This is a genomic window from Myroides fluvii (assembly GCF_009792295.1).
GTDB classification, from domain to species: domain Bacteria; phylum Bacteroidota; class Bacteroidia; order Flavobacteriales; family Flavobacteriaceae; genus Flavobacterium; species Flavobacterium fluvii_A.
Window position 1 is genome coordinate 3,417,150 of sequence record NZ_CP039934.1, and the last position, 16,609, is coordinate 3,433,758.

General features: G+C 38.0%; 13 protein-coding genes. 5 read left to right on the top strand and 8 right to left on the bottom strand.

All coding sequences use genetic code 11. The annotated features are described in order from the left end of the window. Positions 1 to 25: 25 nt before the first annotated feature. The 7 genes from FBR08_RS15115 to FBR08_RS15145 all read right to left on the bottom strand — a co-directional run bounded on the left by FBR08_RS15115 (position 26) and on the right by FBR08_RS15145 (position 8,171). The gene (locus FBR08_RS15115) at positions 26 to 1,576 is read right to left on the bottom strand and encodes a hypothetical protein (protein WP_158963590.1); all 1,551 of its coding nucleotides are present in this window, start codon (positions 1,574 to 1,576) and stop codon (positions 26 to 28) included. Between the two features lie 513 nt (positions 1,577 to 2,089). Then, positions 2,090 to 3,508, bottom strand: coding sequence for a class A beta-lactamase-related serine hydrolase (locus tag FBR08_RS15120; RefSeq protein WP_233266131.1), 1,419 nt, complete (start codon positions 3,506 to 3,508; stop codon positions 2,090 to 2,092). Between the two features lie 164 nt (positions 3,509 to 3,672). Then, a complete protein-coding gene (locus tag FBR08_RS15125; RefSeq protein ID WP_158963592.1) occupies positions 3,673 to 4,539 on the bottom strand; it encodes an AraC family transcriptional regulator in 867 nt (288 codons plus the stop codon). 116 nt (positions 4,540 to 4,655) lie between these two features. Beyond that, positions 4,656 to 5,033, bottom strand: coding sequence for a hypothetical protein (locus FBR08_RS15130; RefSeq protein WP_158963594.1), 378 nt, complete (start codon positions 5,031 to 5,033; stop codon positions 4,656 to 4,658). 1 nt (position 5,034) lies between these two features. Next, a complete protein-coding gene (locus FBR08_RS15135) occupies positions 5,035 to 5,655 on the bottom strand; it encodes an SCO family protein (protein ID WP_158963596.1) in 621 nt (206 codons plus the stop codon). 77 nt (positions 5,656 to 5,732) lie between these two features. After that, complete coding sequence (locus tag FBR08_RS15140; protein WP_158963598.1) at positions 5,733 to 7,073, bottom strand: peptide-N-glycosidase F-related protein; 1,341 nt, start codon at positions 7,071 to 7,073, stop codon at positions 5,733 to 5,735. Positions 7,074 to 7,400: 327 nt separating this feature from the next. Further along, the gene (locus tag FBR08_RS15145; protein WP_158963600.1) at positions 7,401 to 8,171 is read right to left on the bottom strand and encodes a GNAT family N-acetyltransferase; all 771 of its coding nucleotides are present in this window, start codon (positions 8,169 to 8,171) and stop codon (positions 7,401 to 7,403) included. Between the two features lie 277 nt (positions 8,172 to 8,448). Between FBR08_RS15145 and FBR08_RS15150 the strand changes: the two genes are divergently transcribed. The 5 genes from FBR08_RS15150 (at position 8,449) to FBR08_RS15170 (ending at position 15,492) form a co-directional block, all read left to right on the top strand. After that, positions 8,449 to 8,889: a MarR family winged helix-turn-helix transcriptional regulator gene (locus FBR08_RS15150; protein WP_199268610.1), complete on the top strand. Its 441-nt coding sequence runs from the start codon at positions 8,449 to 8,451 to the stop codon at positions 8,887 to 8,889. Between the two features lie 47 nt (positions 8,890 to 8,936). Beyond that, positions 8,937 to 11,342 carry a 3-hydroxyacyl-CoA dehydrogenase/enoyl-CoA hydratase family protein gene (locus FBR08_RS15155; protein ID WP_158963604.1) on the top strand — a complete coding sequence of 802 codons (2,406 nt, stop codon included), beginning with the start codon at positions 8,937 to 8,939 and terminating at the stop codon, positions 11,340 to 11,342. A gap of 22 nt (positions 11,343 to 11,364) precedes the next feature. Continuing rightward, entirely contained in the window at positions 11,365 to 12,546 is a 1,182-nt protein-coding gene (locus FBR08_RS15160; protein ID WP_158963606.1) for an acetyl-CoA C-acyltransferase, read from the top strand. Between the two features lie 29 nt (positions 12,547 to 12,575). Further along, complete coding sequence (locus FBR08_RS15165; RefSeq protein WP_158963608.1) at positions 12,576 to 14,369, top strand: acyl-CoA dehydrogenase family protein; 1,794 nt, start codon at positions 12,576 to 12,578, stop codon at positions 14,367 to 14,369. Positions 14,370 to 14,619: 250 nt separating this feature from the next. Continuing rightward, the gene (locus FBR08_RS15170) at positions 14,620 to 15,492 is read left to right on the top strand and encodes a helix-turn-helix domain-containing protein (protein WP_158963609.1); all 873 of its coding nucleotides are present in this window, start codon (positions 14,620 to 14,622) and stop codon (positions 15,490 to 15,492) included. 84 nt (positions 15,493 to 15,576) lie between these two features. Here FBR08_RS15170 and FBR08_RS15175 read toward each other — a convergent pair whose 3' ends face one another. Next, on the bottom strand, positions 15,577 to 16,605 hold the full coding sequence (locus FBR08_RS15175; RefSeq protein WP_158963611.1) for an o-succinylbenzoate synthase: 1,029 nt from the start codon (positions 16,603 to 16,605) through the stop codon (positions 15,577 to 15,579). Between the last annotated feature and the right edge of the window lie 4 nt (positions 16,606 to 16,609).

The window sequence follows — 16,609 nt, forward strand, 5'->3', positions numbered from 1 at the left end:
ATTAGTATCCACATAAATAATCGCATCAATCCGCTTTTAAACTGTTTAAGATGAGTTCGTTTAGACTTTGTTTCTGGCTTTTGTATTTTTTAAAAACCTGATGAATTTCTTCTTTGGTATAATGATTCACAATAAACGCTGCTAACTTAGGTTCTGCAATATAATTGTAACCAGCATATTGCCCCAAATTCAATACAGCATTTAAGAAATTTTTGGCGTTAAATTTATGTATTTCCTCAGCATATAAATAGATAATACTTTGAGGAACATTACGATCTAAAACCTCTAGCATTTTTTTATAATTCTGTTCATAATAAAGTATTTTGAAATATAAATCTGCATAATCAGTACTTTCTGCATAACAGGAGAAACTATTGCGCAAAGATGATAAAACCTTTATTCTAAACCTGGATACTAACATTTCATCGTCTAAATGTTCTACAATAAACAAATAGTCTTCTATAGTAGGATCTAATAGAAAATGATCTGCCTTAAGTTGAGCTAACCCTTGGTAATTTTCATTCACTCTATATAGCTCATCAAGTAAATTAATATAAGGTACATTATAATACGGATTATAATTTGAAGCGATAATTTCTTTACAATACTTTGCAGTTAGATCCCTATCATAATCAACTAAATGCTCTAATAACAGTAGATTATATTTATTTTCATACCTGATAGGCTCAAATAACCTATAGTGATCTTTAAAGGTATCAGTCTCTATTGAGATAGCTAGAAAAAAGTATAATTGCTCTACTTCGACCTTTCGTTTTTTATTCTTATTGTATTCAAGTAATTTAGTTATTTCAATAGAAAATACTTGTTTAATACTAGGATTGCTGTTTTGGGTATATATTTTAGCTAATAATTCCAGGGTTATCGTCTCTAGGTGGAAATCACTTTGATCATAAAGCTTAATAAACAACTGTTTTACTATATTTTCTTGTGTAGTATGATCTTTAATATTTACAAGAGCTAAACTGTAAAAGTCGACAAGTTTAACTATAAAAGTTTCAATTCGCTTTGAGGTATAGTTCACTCGATTTCCTAGGAAATACATTCTTTTCATACTGTAGTGATACAAGTCAAATACACTAGACTGACCAATAGATACCAACATAAAATCTTGAACGGGCTTCAACGCTAAGGCCAGTAAATCCACATACTTTTTTATGTCTTTTGCATCAGCTGATTTTCGTTTTCCGAACACCGCTTTATGCACATCATCAAAAATAGTTTCAAGATTTTGAACAGTATAGATTTTCTGTTCTTTTTCCTGAAAAGTAAGTAAAAATTCTTGCTCTACTTCTTTGTTTTTTTTAAACAATTCTAAAAACCAAGCATAAACTTGCTCTTGCCCAGTTTCATGGAGAAGTGCAGCACTAGGGGTTAGTTTTTTTGTTGAACTTCTTTGTTTTTTAAGCGTAGGCGTTTGGGTGCCTTTACTCGCACCATTTAACTGTTGATGCATTTCTTCCAGCATACAAAATTTATGGATACAAAGCCCCTCCTCTAACTCACCACAATCACAAGTCATCGTTACTACTTGCTTGCCTTTTAACCTAATATGCACGTCAAAACTATATGCATCATCATCGACAAAGCCAACCCAATAATCTTTTTCTTCTTGGTCTAATTCACGAACGACTAAATGATTCGTTTTTAAAGCAGGTTACTGTTTAAGCAATTGAAGTATTGTCATCTATAACTACTAATTAATATTTCTTATGGAGTATGAACGAAAAATATACTGTAGAGATCCTATATTTATCTTAACTTGTAAATACCCATTGAAGCCGCACAACAGCGCTCCTTAATTCTTTCTAAAATCTTCCAATTTAGTAAATATGAGTTCACTAAAATCTAATGAATATCTCCAAGGTATACCTATCGTTATCAACAAATATACAATAATTCACATTTGTATATTGCTTAATCCTTCCGAATTAGATTCGACTATATAAAATTTAACCTCGATGGCACGGAGGCTTTAGCCAAAGCGATTACGCACTATCATTTGATACGATGAAAGGCTACATTCAAGCATAAAAAAAGGGCTGATCGTTAAATCAGCCCTTTTATGTCTCTATTCTTTATCTTCTAAAACGAGTTTAGACCACAACTGAAAACTCAAATTCTCAACCAATTGAATCATGTCATCCATGGAGCTATTGGCTAATACGATAACCCCTTCTTTTCGCTCCGGGCTAAAGCTGACAAAATTGGAGTAAGCCACGTCTATACCGCGATGAAAATAGAGGGATTCGTTATCTCCGAAGAAGTTTAATCGCCATCCCAAGCTAATCCAATCATCGGGAGTAATCATATACGTTGGCTTCTGCATAAGGGCTAATTCTTTGTGTTTGGGATCAAAATACGCCTGAATATAGGTAGATAAATCCTCTATTGTAGAATACCCTTGCGTGGAAGGCAAGAAGATGTCCATATAGCTTGCTTTGTTGTCTAGTCCTAAATCAACCTTGCCTATCGATTCTACTGGCTTGGTTTTTCTGGATTTAATCAACTGCGTAGACGGCAATTTATAGTGGTCTACGATATGCGTTTTAAACAAATCCGCATAGGGTTTGTTGTATACACGAGCCAAAGCATCTCCTAAGACACTGCTGCCAAAGATAGAGAAACGACCTCTTACCTTTAGGGTATCTAATTCGATATCTTGGGCTAGATAATGGGCAATAGACGGATTTCCTATACTGATTTCTTGTCCTTTTTTCTTCTTTTTATTGGATACTAAATCCTCGCCTACTAAAGTGATTTTTGGAAAGAAAGGCAGCATCGCACTTCCATTAGCCAAAGAGGAAAAAGAAAAGGACAGCGTATCTTTAAACGGCTGTGGATAGTATGCATTGATGTCTTCCCACAGTTTTACTTTGCCTTCTACATCTGCTTGGGCCAAAATCGTGTTGGTGAAGATGGAGGTAAATGTTCCTAAGGCGAATAATCCCCTTTTGTTATCGATATCGCGAATTAACTTGGATTTCTTCTTCAAGCCATAATAATACACTTGATCTCCTTTAATAATAGCCAAGGCAATTTCTCCTTGTTCAGGTAACAGATTGGCATTATCTAAAATGATATCTTCCAGTGATTTTTCTTGTAAACCTTGTCGTAAGTCGTCTTGATTTACATAATCTAAAATGCGAAACCCTATAATATTTGCCTCTTCATCAAAAGCGAAATTGACAATAGCTGTATCTTTTTCAAATTGTGTTTTAAACAAAGGGGTTTGGTCGTCATTCAACCCATAGTATTCGATATTGACAATCGACCCTAAGTTTTGCTTCATCTCATCAAAGAAAGCTTCTACCGTATTGAAGGGCACTCTACTTTGAAGGGACTCTGAAAAACGATGATAGAATTGATCGTAATTGCTGGTATTGTAATCTTCTCTGAAGATTTCCATCACCTGCTCTACTCGATTCTGTGCTTGTAGAGACAGTAAACCACCGAACAAACAAAAAAGCAATAGCAAACGCTTGAACATAATATCTTTTTACTTTATAAAAATTAAAGGTAGTCATTTAGAAATGAATCCTTGATACTTTTAACAAAACGAAAGTGTTTTTCACTAGAATTAGGAAATAGTCTACTGTTTTTTTATGCGATGTAAATGAAAGGCAATCTAGTGCATTGCCCTTCATTTATAGATTACGCAATCCATTGACTTTTTCTATACTGCTCTGGCGTTTGATTGGTTGCCTTTTTGAAAATAGTCACAAAATAAGACGCATGCTCAAAGCCTAATTCATTGGCTATTTCACTAATAGAATGCGTGGTATAACTCAACAATCGCTTCGCCTCTAGAATAATGTGTTGCTTAATCAAATTACCCGAGGTTTGCCCTAAAATAGTACGGCAAATCTTATTGAGGTAATTCGTACTGATATGCAACATATCCGCGTATTCTGACGGCATCTTATGGGTTTTAAAATGCTGTTCAATGAGCATTTGGTACTTCTGTATTTTTTCGTGCAAGGCATTGTGTATTTTGATGGTATGCTGAGGCACGTGTATTCGATCTAATTCTATTAGAAGTATATTCAAATAAGAACGCAATACTTTCTGAGTGGCTTTTTTCTGCATTCTAAACTCTTCCAACATTTGCCACAAGAGGAATTGCATGCCTTTTACCGCCTCTTGAGGGACGTAAAAAGCCGTTTGATTTCCTTCGTTAAAGTAAGAAAACTGATGCAATACATTGGTGTTGTATCGCAACGAAAAGAAGTCGGTCGTAAAACCAATTACGGTTCCTGTGCTTCCTTCTTCTAAGGTAATGGTGTTAATACAATTGGGTTTGATAATCAAGACTTGTCCTGATCTAAATCGGATTCTATCTTGGTCTACAACAAGCGCTCCCTCCCCTTTATCGATACAGAGGATCAAATAAAAAGCGGGGGTATGTGGCGCAGCTAATACAGGATATTTTTGGAGTAAATTCTCAAGAGAATCCATCCAAATATCTTGTTTCGCATTGAATAAACCCAATGTGCAAACGGGTACTCTTGTCGCTTGCATATGGTTGTTTTTTTCTGGTTCAACTTCACTCTTTACATCGAAGTAGAACAAAAGGTCCAATAACTAAGGCTTAAGCTACTAGAGCATTGCTACAACGATGTGGTTCTCTCAAGGGATTAAACCCATTCGGGCGGTTGAAAAACAGAATAAATAAAGGCAGTGACCTCCAAGGTATTTACATCACTTGGGTAGGGTTTATTTTCTAAAAGAATAGGGCGAATCTCATACGCTTCATAAGCCATGGATTGACTGAATAAAGGTTGTATTTCCTTCATTTTTAATTGAGGAAGGTCCATTTTCTTATCCGAATCTTCCGATAATTCGCTTTGAAGATAACAACTTCCATAACACATGGGAATAGCGTCAAAGCGGTTAATACAGATATTTTCAGCAATGTACGCTTGATTAATATAGAATGAGGTTAGGATCCAAAAACTCGAGGTGTTTTGGTATATAAATGAAAGCAATAAAAGTAGTAACAGTTGCTTTTTCATCTTATCGTTCCTCCTTCAACAATTGTTTGATATCCAGTATTAATCGATCAACATCAGTTGCATTTGTTCCATCGTAAACCCCGCGAATATGCTGTTTGCTATCAATTAACAAAAAACCTCCACTATGCGCATACCCTCCAGGGACATTGTTTTCTTGGTAAGCTTGCATGAAATAGCCTTGTGCCAATTGATGGATCACTCCTTCTTCTCCATGTAAAAACTGCCATTTTGGAGCTTGAACACCAATGGATTCACTAAAAGCTTTTAACAGGGGAATGGTGTCGTTTTTTGGATCAATGGTATGGGAAACAAATAGGACATTTTCCTGCGTTTGATAAGCATCGTACACCCTTTTCATTTCGAAATTCATCTTCGGGCAAATGGTCGGGCATTGCAAGAAGATAAAATCCGCTACATACACCTTCCCTGCAAGTGTTTGATTTGAAACAACCAGACTATCCTGATTAATCAATGAAAATGGGGGAATTTGATACGGCTTCTCCTTTCGTTCTCCTGTTGCGGCAACTTCTTCTGTAGGGTTACCCAAATACGGCAATTGCTTCACTTCTTTGGAGCAAGCCCAAAAAAAAGGAACAACAAGAAAAAGGAGTATTTGTTTCATCTAACAAAAGTACTAAAAATAACAAAGCACTGTTCGATAAAAACAGTGCTTTGTTCACGCCATAATAAAGGCTATGTTTATTTCTTGACAATCTTTTCTGTCGTCTTGATTCCATTGGCAAATACAATGGAGAAAATATACGTTCCCTCAGCCAAAGCTTTGCAGTTGATTGTCGTTGTATGTTGCGCTTCGAGTACTTTGCTTCCACTCATATTATACACCACAACTGTTTTAACCTCATTGGGTGAATGAATATAAACTGCATCTGTAGTGGGGTTTGGATATATCTGATAGCTGGCTTGTTCAAATTTATCCGTAGACAATACGCCATTCACCCCTTTAGCAAAAAAGTAGAGCGATAATGGAAAATCGCCTTGTCCCTCTTTAAAACGCGCATCAGGCACGGTGATTTTAAATTCGTGTGTTCCCTTTTCAAGATGGGCAATAGGGAGGATTCGATTGGGAATTACATCTCCAGGACACCAATTGTTCCAACTGGTCCAATCTGCTTCACTTTTAGGTCGCGAACCGTAAATTCCATTGCCCTGGGTATTGTACTGGCGATAAGGTTCACAAGACTTCCCTCCTGGCTTATAGGTTTCGATCAATGTGCCATCCAAATAGACTTGATGCGTACGGCGAATATATTCCTCTCCTCCACTGTTTGCTCCGTGGTTTGAAGTAATCAAATGAAAAAACGACTCATTAAGCGCTTCTTCTAATTCAAATTGATAGATTTTTGTTGTAGTACCTGCTTCATCTGTTGCATTGTAATTGTTAAACGAATCTCTGCTAGCCAAAGGCAATAAGAAAAAGGTATCTAAAGGATTTCCTGTCTCTTGTGATTTCAATTTCAACGTCCCTTCAAACACGTCTGATCGTCCCGCACATCCTTGCACTTCATTATTGGCCGCATAAGGCACGCCAAACACATTAAATTCAATCCAAAAGTCATACGCCGCAAAAGATCGATCCTTGAACATAGGAACCAAATGCGTCAAATCAAAGACATAAGGGACTTCTTTCGGTTGTTTATTTTTATTCATAAAAGGCGTAATAAAACGCCCAATCTCAATCGACTTCTTATTTTGCTCCGTTAGAGGTTCTCCTTGAGGAACCAACGAGAGAAAAACACCGCCAATACGGTCGTAATTATCACAAAGCGCACCTATCGTAACCTCTACTTCTAAGGTGGACAAAATTGCCTGACGCTCTTCTGCGCTCATTTTTTTTGCATATAGTGCATTATTTAGCCGCACAATACCTGGAGGTGTGGCTTCTTCAGACGTTGCGGCATACCCATCGTAAAAAACAATTTTGTCGAAAATTGTCGTTGTACGGGTATTCTCTTGTGCAAAGCTTAATGAACTAAACAAACAAGTTGTCATCAAGCTCAACAAGGGTAGTTTTCTCTTCATTGATTTATAAATTAACAGATTGGTTTGCGGTTTATGCTGTTGTCATTTCTCTCCAAATTCTCCTTGTCAAACCCGGAGTAACTAACCTCTTTCTTCCCTTTTGATTTCTTGTTCCTTTACAACAAGTATAGCTGCTGCAAAAACACTAAAAAACGATTAACTGAAAAGAAAAAGAAACAACAATAATTTAACTTAAAATTATACTAAAATAAAAGAATAAACAAGTGCCTCTTTCTTTTTATTTCATTTATAATTTTCCTGCCTTTTGCGTACAAAAAAGCCCACAAAAAGAGTTTTTTTGTGGGCTTCAATCCTTACTTCTATTTTTTAATCTAACGCATATTTCATCCAAACATTGGGTTCAATATAACGTCCTATATTTTTTTCGATATCGATCTCAATGGGATTTAATGCAAAATCGATGACGTAATTTCCAGAACTTTGAAACGAGCGATTGGTCCATTGCTCCCATTCCTGTACACTACCTTCTACGAACATGGCTTTGGAGCATACCTTAACAAGAGTAGCTCCATTTTTACAATGGGTGCGAATCCAAGGATCAAAAGGCCATCCGTCTTCGTTTTTCCACATAATATAATCCTCCATTTGCTGCAGGGGATATTGATACTTTCGATTTGGTCGAATAGGCAAGATAAACGAATCTACTTGTTGCTCTTTGGCAATGGCCTTCATAAAACGCACTAGCGTATTGCTTATGCCTTTTCCTTGATAGGCTGGATTCACTCCGATTTGCAAGGCACATAACACATTAGGCGTTTTTCCTGCTTGTCTATCCAAAAATGCGCGTTCCAAGGCCCAATCCCATCCTTCTGCGGGCAGATTATCCAATTCCGCAGCTGTTAAACTGAGCGGCACACAATTTCCATTTCCGACTACTTCTTGTCCGTCAACTAAGAAAAACTGGTACAGTGGAAATTCGACGTAAAGGTCTTCCCAGTATTTAACATTTACTTTATCTTGTAAAATAAACGTGGGCCATTCACTATAAGCATTTACTTTTTCCAATAATACATCATATTGAGGTAAATAGGTTTTCGATGTTCTTATGAAAGAAAAGTGGCTTGTATCGCTGTCCATGATTTTAAAAATTGCCTAGGATGAATCTATTTTTATTAAACAGGCCAAAGATACTCTTTCTTCCCAAATCACCTGCGCTTTTCCTATTTTCTACCTTTTGTTAACCAAACGATAAACTTCTTCTCTTTTCTATTTTAAAATAAATCACTAATTTAGAAGAACTTAAACAGGTTGGGTGTTTTATTTAGCGAGGAAAAAACAACTACTTAAAAAAAATCAACCCAATAGTATGCGTGCATATTATTTTTTTCTTATATTTGAGTTTAACCAACTTGAAATGAAGGACAAAACAATAGACTATACTTTACGAGCAACTTGGCAAGCCGTAGCGAGGATGTATAACGAAGAAGCTGCTAAATACGACGCGACGATGTCTTTGGCTTTTGCTCTGTTGAGTATTGACAAAAAAGGTACACCTTCTACTCTATTAGGACCCAATATGGGCATGGAAGCAACGAGTTTAACTCGTACACTAAAAAAAATGGAGGAAAAAGGATTAATCACTAGAGAGAAAAACCCGAATGACGGTCGAGGGGTTATCATAAAGCTCACTCCTTTAGGACTTGAAAAGAGAGAACTTTCCAAAGATAAAGTAAAACGATTCAACGAAGCGATACGCAAGCATTTGACAGAAGAGCAAATTGCCAATTTTATCGCTGTTACAGAAACGATAAATCAATTGATTGCTGACAAGGCTATTTTTGACTCTAAGAAGTAGCGAAATAGAATTTAAAAAAGTATTAACCCTAGGAATTGTATAAACATATGAAAAGAAGAATTAAAAAAGTGGCTGTAATTGGTTCAGGTGTCATGGGATCAGCTATTGCATGTCATTTTGCCAATATTGGTGTTGAGGTATTGTTAATGGATATTGTTCCCAATGCTTTAACTCCAGAAGAAGAGAAAAAAGGTTTATCTTTAAATGACCGTGCGATTCGAAACAAAGTTGCACAGACTCATTTAACGAATGCACTCAAATCAAAGCCATCCCCTATTTATACGCCTCGCTTTGCCGATCGTATTACAGTTGGAAACCTAGAAGACGATCTAGCGAAAATCAAAACCGCAGATTGGATTATTGAAGTGGTTATTGAACGTCTAGATATTAAAAAATCAGTATTTGAAAACATCGAGAAGCACAGAAAACCGGGCACTTTAATTACTTCTAATACTTCTGGAATTCCGATGAAATTACTCGTTGAGGGTCGTTCGGAGGATTTTAAACAACATTTCTGTGGGACACACTTCTTTAACCCACCGCGTTATTTACCTTTATTTGAAATTATCCCTGGTCCTCAAACGGCTCCAGCTGTGGTTTCTTTTTTCCAGAACTACGCGCGTGTATTTTTAGGTAAAACACCCGTTTTATGTAAAGATACTCCTGGTTTTATTGGAAATAGAATTGGAGTGTATTCGATGGCCATGGTCATGCAACTTACACAAGAGATTGGACTTACCATTGAAGAGGCCGATACCTTAACAGGATCTTTCTTAGGACGTCCTAAAACGGGAACCTTCAAGTTAGGTGATTTAGTTGGATTGGATACGGCAATTAACGTAACGATGGGACTAAAACAAAATTGTCCGGACGATGCCATGATTCAAGAGGTAAAAGACAATGCAGCCTTGAACTTCTTACTGGAAAATAAATTCTTAGGAGATAAAACCCGAAAAGGATTCTACTACAAAGAAATAGACAAAGACGGCAAAACCAACCGCTTTGCCCTAGACTTAAATACGTTAACCTATAGACCTTTAGAACGCGCTAAAATTGAAGCTGTTGAAACGGCTAATCAAGCAGGTGGTACTAAAGCAAAATGGTCTGTACTTCTAGCAGATCAAGGAAAAGCAGGTATGTTGATGCGCAAGCACTTTGCGTCTTTATTTGCTTACGTTTCTCAACGTGTACCCGAAATTACCGATACCTTATTCTCTATTGATGACGCTATGCGTACAGGCTATGCTTGGAAATACGGACCATTCGAAACTTGGGATGTGTTGGGACTTCAAAAGGGTATCGACTTAGTTGAAAAAGAAGGGTATCAAGTAGCCCAATGGGTAAAAGACTTAGCCGCTTCGGGAGCAACGAGTTTTTACAAAATTGAAAATGGCAAGAAGTTATTCTACAACCAACAAGCGCAAACTTTTGACGCTATTCCAGGTCAAGATGCCTTTATTATCTTAAACAATATCCGCAATACCAATAAAGTTTGGGGGAATAGCGAAGCTACCCTACTCGATTTGGGTGATGGAATTGTAAACTTAGAATTCCACTCGAAAATGAATACCATTGGCGGTGGGGTTTTAGCAGGACTAAACAAAGCCGTTGAAATTGCAGAAAATGATTTCGAGGGATTAGTTGTCGGAAACCAAGGTTCAAATTTCTCGGTTGGGGCCAATTTGATGATGATTTTCATGATGGCCGCAGAACAAGATTGGGATGAATTGAATATCGCCATCAAAATGTTCCAAGACACGATGATGAAAATGCGTTATTCTGCGATTCCAGTTGTCGCTGCTCCTCACGGGATGACCTTTGGCGGTGGATGTGAACTTAGTTTACACGCGGATAAAGTAGTTGCCGCAGCCGAAACCTATATTGGATTGGTTGAGTTTGGTGTAGGATTAATCCCTGGTGGTGGTGGTTCTAAAGAGATGACCCTTAGAGCGGCTGACTTGTACCGCAAAAACGACGTTGAATTGAATACGTTACAAGAGCATTTCTTAACCATTGGAATGGCAAAAGTAGCTACTTCAGCAGAAGAAGCTTTTGACTATAATATTCTTCAAAGAGGAAAAGACCTTGTGGTAGTGAACAAAGATCTTCAAATTGCTCAAGCCAAACGCGAAGCGTTGGTTATGGCTCAAGCAGGTTATACGCAACCAGTAAAACGCAAAGACGTCAAAGTATTAGGGCGTCAAGCTTTAGGTATGTTCTACGTTGGAACAGATAGTATGATGGCAGGAAAGTACATCTCAGAACACGATCACAAAATTGCTAATAAATTAGCTTACGTGATGGCTGGAGGAGATTTATCTGAAGCGACTTTAGTTTCAGAACAATACTTGCTTGACTTAGAAAGGGAAGCTTTCCTTTCGCTATGTGGAGAGCGTAAAACTTTAGAGCGTATCCAGCACATGCTGAAAACAGGTAAACCTTTGAGAAACTAATTAACCAACTAATTACAGAAACATGAAAACTGCATATATAGTAAAAGGATATAGAACAGCTGTGGGAAAAGCTCCTCGTGGTGTCTTTCGCTTTAAAAGACCCGATGAGTTAGCAGCAGAAACCATCGAATACTTAATGAACGCACTACCTGAATTTGACAAGTCGCGCATTGATGATGTCATGGTAGGAAATGCAATGCCGGAAGCGGAACAAGGGTTAAACATGGGACGCCTAATTTCCCTCATGGGATTAAAAGTAGATGATGTGCCTGGTGTTACCGTAAATCGCTATTGTGCATCGGGAATTGAAACTATTGGTATGGCTGTGGCTAAGATTCAAGCTGGAATGGCGGATTGTATCATTGCTGGTGGTGCGGAAAGCATGAGTTATATTCCCATGGGTGGATACAAACCGACCCCCGATTACGGTGTTGCTAAAGCAGGACACGAAGATTATTACTGGGGCATGGGCTTGACAGCTGAAGCAGTGGCCAATGACTACAAGGTATCTCGTGCCGATCAAGATGAATTCGCTTATCAATCGCATCTGAAGGCTTTAAAAGCACAAGCAGATGGGAAATTTGCCAATCAGATTGTACCCATTACCGTTGAGGAAGTATTTGTCAACGAAAAGGGAAAAAGAGAAAGCAAATCGTATACAGTAACTCAAGATGAAGGACCACGTATGGGAACATCAGTAGAAGCTTTATCAAAACTGAGACCGGTTTTTGCTGCTGACGGATCCGTAACAGCAGGAAACTCTTCTCAGATGAGTGACGGGGCTGCTTTTGTGATGGTTATGTCAGAAGAAATGGTCAAGGAACTCAATATTGAACCCATTGCCCGTATGGTAAACTATGCGGCCGCAGGTGTTGAACCTAGAATCATGGGAATTGGCCCGATTAAGGCAATTCCAAAGGCACTGAAACAAGCCGGTTTGCAGTTAAAAGACATCGATTTAATCGAATTAAACGAAGCCTTTGCTTCGCAATCCTTGGCTGTCATTAGAGAACTGGGTATTAATCCCGAAATCGTCAATGTAAATGGAGGAGCCATTGCCCTAGGACATCCTCTTGGCTGTACAGGTGCTAAACTATCGGTTCAATTATTCGACGAAATGAAACGCAGAGGCTCTAAATACGGCATGGTAACCATGTGTGTGGGAACAGGACAAGGAGCTGCTGGAATATACGAATTGCTATAACCAATCTATTAACCATAAAAAAAATAACCATGAATACAGCTATAACAAGAGGAGGTCAATACTTAATACAGGAAACAAAAAGCGAAAACATCTTTACTCCTGAGGACTTTTCAGAAGAGCAATTGATGATGCGCGATTCGGTAAAGGAATTTATCGACAAAGAGGTTTGGCCACACAAGAATAGATTTGAAAATAAAGATTACGCTTTCACGAAAGAGTGTATGCAAAAAGCGGGAGAGCTAGGCCTTTTAGGAGTTGCTGTTCCAGAAGCTTACGGTGGATTGGAAATGGGCTTTGTTTCTACCATGCTCGTTTGTGATTACATCTCTGGAGCTACAGGCTCCTTCTCTACTGCTTTTGGAGCACATACAGGGATTGGAACCATGCCTATTACCTTATACGGAAATGAAGAACAAAAACTAAAATACGTTCCTAAACTAGCAAGTGGTGAGTGGTTCGGGGCTTATTGTTTGACTGAACCTGATGCTGGTTCGGATGCAAACTCAGGTAAAACGAAAGCCGTATTATCTGAAGATGGAAAATACTACAATATCACGGGACAAAAAATGTGGATTTCCAATGCGGGATTCTGTAATGTATTCATCGTTTTTGCTCGTATTGAAGAGGATAAAAATATCACGGGGTTTATTGTAGAAAACGATCCTTCAAATGGCATTGCGCTAGGAGAAGAAGAACACAAATTGGGAATTAGAGCCTCTTCTACTCGTCAAGTATTCTTTAACAATACCAAGGTACCTGTTGAAAATATGTTGTCTGAGCGCGGAAATGGATTTAAAATTGCCATGAATGCCTTAAACGTGGGGCGCATCAAACTAGCTGCTGCTTGTTTAGACTCTCAACGTCGTTTAATTACGGAGGCAATTAAATACGCCAACGAACGCGTACAGTTCAAAGTGCCTATTTCTTCTTTTGGTGCTATTCGCACCAAGATTGCCGAAATGGCAACCAATGCTTATGTAGGGGAATCGGCTTCCTATCGTGCAGCAGGAAGTATTGAGAAACGCATCAACCAGCGCATTGCGGAAGGAAATACACACCAAGAAGCAGAATTAAAAGGAGTAGAAGAATTCGCCATTGAGTGTTCCATCTTAAAAGTGGCGGTTTCAGAAGACGTACAAATGTGTACAGATGAGGGAATTCAAATCTTTGGAGGGATGGGATTCTCAGAAGATACCCCAATGGAAAGCGCATGGAGAGATGCTCGTATTTCCCGTATTTACGAAGGAACCAATGAGATCAACCGCATGCTAGCTGTGGGCATGTTGATTAAAAAAGCGATGAAAGGACACGTGGATCTATTAACACCGGCCATGCAAGTAGCGGATGAATTAATGAGTATCCCTAGTTTTGACACACCAGATTACACGGAATTGTTTACCGAAGAAAAGGAAATGATTGAGAAATTGAAAAAAGCCTTTTTAATGGTAGCAGGAAGTGCTGTTCAAAAATTTGGTCCGGACTTAGAAAAGCACCAAGCGCTTATGATGGCCGCGGCAGATATGATGATTGAAATCTACATGGCTGAAAGTGCTATTTTAAGAACAGAGAAATTAGCAAAAAGCAAAGGTGAACAACAAGTACAAGAGCAAATCGCTATGGCTCAACTCTACTTGTACCACGCTGTAGACATTGTGGCACAAAAAGGAAAAGAAGGGATTGCTTCTTTTGCAGAGGGTGATGAACAACGCATCATGTTAATGGGATTAAGAAGATTTACAAAATATGTAAATCTGCCAAATGTAAATGCATTACGCGAATCTATTGCCAAAAAAGCAATAGAAGCTAACGAATATGTTTTCTAAAGAAAACAAACGATTGGTTTAGTTTGTTAAAAAAAAAGACCGCTTCTCTCGTTTAGTCGAAAGGGCGGTCTTTTTGATTTCTTACAATAAGCGTAAAAAAACTTCATCGCACTTATACATATCAAATAACTAATTCGCATATATTTCCCTCATTACGTATGTTTTTTATAAAAAAATACTAAAATAACTAATAAAACAATTTATTTAGAACAATAAATCTATCTTTAGCCTATTATTCAAAACAGACAAAATGTACAATGGGGATTTAAACAAACATGGGTTATTTGACAGTAAAGGAGAACGAAGAGAATTTATTGCCATGAAACTACAGCATGCCTTGCGTCTCGAAAATAGCTATACAACCGCACAAATACAAAAAAATGACTTTTTTCAGCTTATTCTCGTCACTGGAGGGAAAGGGGTTCATTGCATCGACTTACAAACCTATGAAGTTAAGGCAGGAGATATCATTTTTCTCAATACTTGGCAACAACATCACTGGAGCTATGATGCTGCGATACAGGGATATGTACTGCGTTTTACTCCGAGTTTTATTACGCAATTCGTTTCTGATCATCTCTTTGTTCACGACCTACCCTTCTTCAAGCGATTTACCAAGCACAGTGTATTAGAACTGCAAGGAGAGTTAAAAGACAATATTCAGATTGCCATGGAGCGGATGCTTACAGCATACGAAACGGAAGATGGGGAATACATCAATTTGATACGAGCTTATCTTTTAGAAGTGCTTCTACTATCTAAAAAAGAGGTGGATCAGACTTCTCTAACTAGCCTTAACTCAGTAAAAAACAATGAATTAATTAAATCGTTTGAATCATTAATTGACAAGCACTTTTACGAATATCGCTTTCCAAAAGAATATGCTAAGGTTCTTTTGATTTCCCCAAATTACCTAAACGCCTTGTGTCAAAAAATTAAACACAAATCTGCTGGTGACATGATTCGCGATCGGATTTTAGTTGAATGCAAGCGACTGCTCATTCACACCGATTTATCTGCGAGTGAAATTGCGTACCAATTGAATTTTAAAGACAACTCCTACTTCTCGAGGTTTTTTAAAAAACACATCGGTGTAGGGCCAGATGAATATAGAAGAAAATAGTGAGTTGTTTGTTGTGAGTTGTTTGTTGTGAGTTGTTGTATGTTGACAGAGCCAACAACCTACCTACAGCCAACAACAAACTCCCTACAACTCCCAACCCTTTATTTTATCATACCAAAGTTTTCCGTCCTTTACTTCCAAAGGAGAATCGAAATTATTGGTATATAAAGCTCCCGTACCCAATCCTTGAGGCAGGGAACTATGTAGTGTAAAAGTCCATTGTGCGATTGCATTGAGGCCAATATTGCTCTCCAAAGCGGACGTAATCCACCACTTGATTTGCAATTGTTCAGCTATTTCAATCCATTCTTGACTTCCTTTAAAACCGCCAACCAAGCTTGGTTTTAAAATAATATACTGTGGCCGAATGGCTTGAAGTAAAGCTACTTTATCTGCATAAGCTGTTACGCCAATCAATTCTTCATCTAAAGCTATGGGCAAAGCTGTTGTTTTACAAAGGGCGGCCATTTCAGCAATCTGATGTTGTTTAATGGGTTGTTCAATACTGTGAATATCCAATTGCGCTAATTGCGCTAATTTCCTTGGCGCATCAGCAACTGTAAATCCGCCATTGGCATCTACTCTCAATTCAATTTGATCTACATTATAATGCTGTCGGATGTATTTTAACAGGTTGATTTCTGCATCGAAGTCAATCGCGCCAATTTTTAATTTAACACAAGTAAATCCTTGAGCGAGTTTTTCGTCTATTTGTTCTTTCATAAAAGCTTCCTCTCCCATCCAAATCAATCCATTAATTGGGATGGCTTGTTTACCTTGTACGAAAGCAGAGGGAAAAAGAACAAACGGATTATCGCTTTCCAACGATAAAAAAGCCTGTTCTACGCCAAATTGAATCGAAGGCCAGTCGCGCAGTGCTTCCCATAAATTATCTTTGCCCAAATGGATGTGTTCTATTACCCATTGCAACTGGTTTTCATAATCAGGGCGATCATCAAAACTAAGCGTTCGCAGTATTCCGCACTCTCCTATTCCGATTTTGTCGTTTTCCTCGATTTTAAGCAACCAAGTTTCTTTTTCTGTCATTACCCCTCTAGAAGTTCCCGAAGGTCGCTTAAATTGAAGAATATGCTTGCTGTACGTTGCCTTCATCTCT

Bases quoted from the DNA above. Each gene is read 5' to 3' on its own strand.
- FBR08_RS15150 (WP_199268610.1), top strand. From the start codon at position 8,449: ATGAAGGACAAAACAATAGACTATACTTTACGAGCAACTTGGCAAGCC.
- FBR08_RS15120 (WP_233266131.1), bottom strand. From the start codon at position 3,508: ATGTTCAAGCGTTTGCTATTGCTTTTTTGTTTGTTCGGTGGTTTACTG.
- FBR08_RS15135 (WP_158963596.1), bottom strand. From the start codon at position 5,655: ATGAAACAAATACTCCTTTTTCTTGTTGTTCCTTTTTTTTGGGCTTGC.
- FBR08_RS15125 (WP_158963592.1), bottom strand. From the start codon at position 4,539: ATGCAAGCGACAAGAGTACCCGTTTGCACATTGGGTTTATTCAATGCG.
- FBR08_RS15155 (WP_158963604.1), top strand. From the start codon at position 8,937: ATGAAAAGAAGAATTAAAAAAGTGGCTGTAATTGGTTCAGGTGTCATG.
- FBR08_RS15170 (WP_158963609.1), top strand. From the start codon at position 14,620: ATGTACAATGGGGATTTAAACAAACATGGGTTATTTGACAGTAAAGGA.
- FBR08_RS15130 (WP_158963594.1), bottom strand. From the start codon at position 5,033: ATGAAAAAGCAACTGTTACTACTTTTATTGCTTTCATTTATATACCAA.
- FBR08_RS15165 (WP_158963608.1), top strand. From the start codon at position 12,576: ATGAATACAGCTATAACAAGAGGAGGTCAATACTTAATACAGGAAACA.
- FBR08_RS15140 (WP_158963598.1), bottom strand. From the start codon at position 7,073: ATGAAGAGAAAACTACCCTTGTTGAGCTTGATGACAACTTGTTTGTTT.
- FBR08_RS15175 (WP_158963611.1), bottom strand. From the start codon at position 16,605: ATGAAGGCAACGTACAGCAAGCATATTCTTCAATTTAAGCGACCTTCG.
- FBR08_RS15160 (WP_158963606.1), top strand. From the start codon at position 11,365: ATGAAAACTGCATATATAGTAAAAGGATATAGAACAGCTGTGGGAAAA.
- FBR08_RS15145 (WP_158963600.1), bottom strand. From the start codon at position 8,171: ATGGACAGCGATACAAGCCACTTTTCTTTCATAAGAACATCGAAAACC.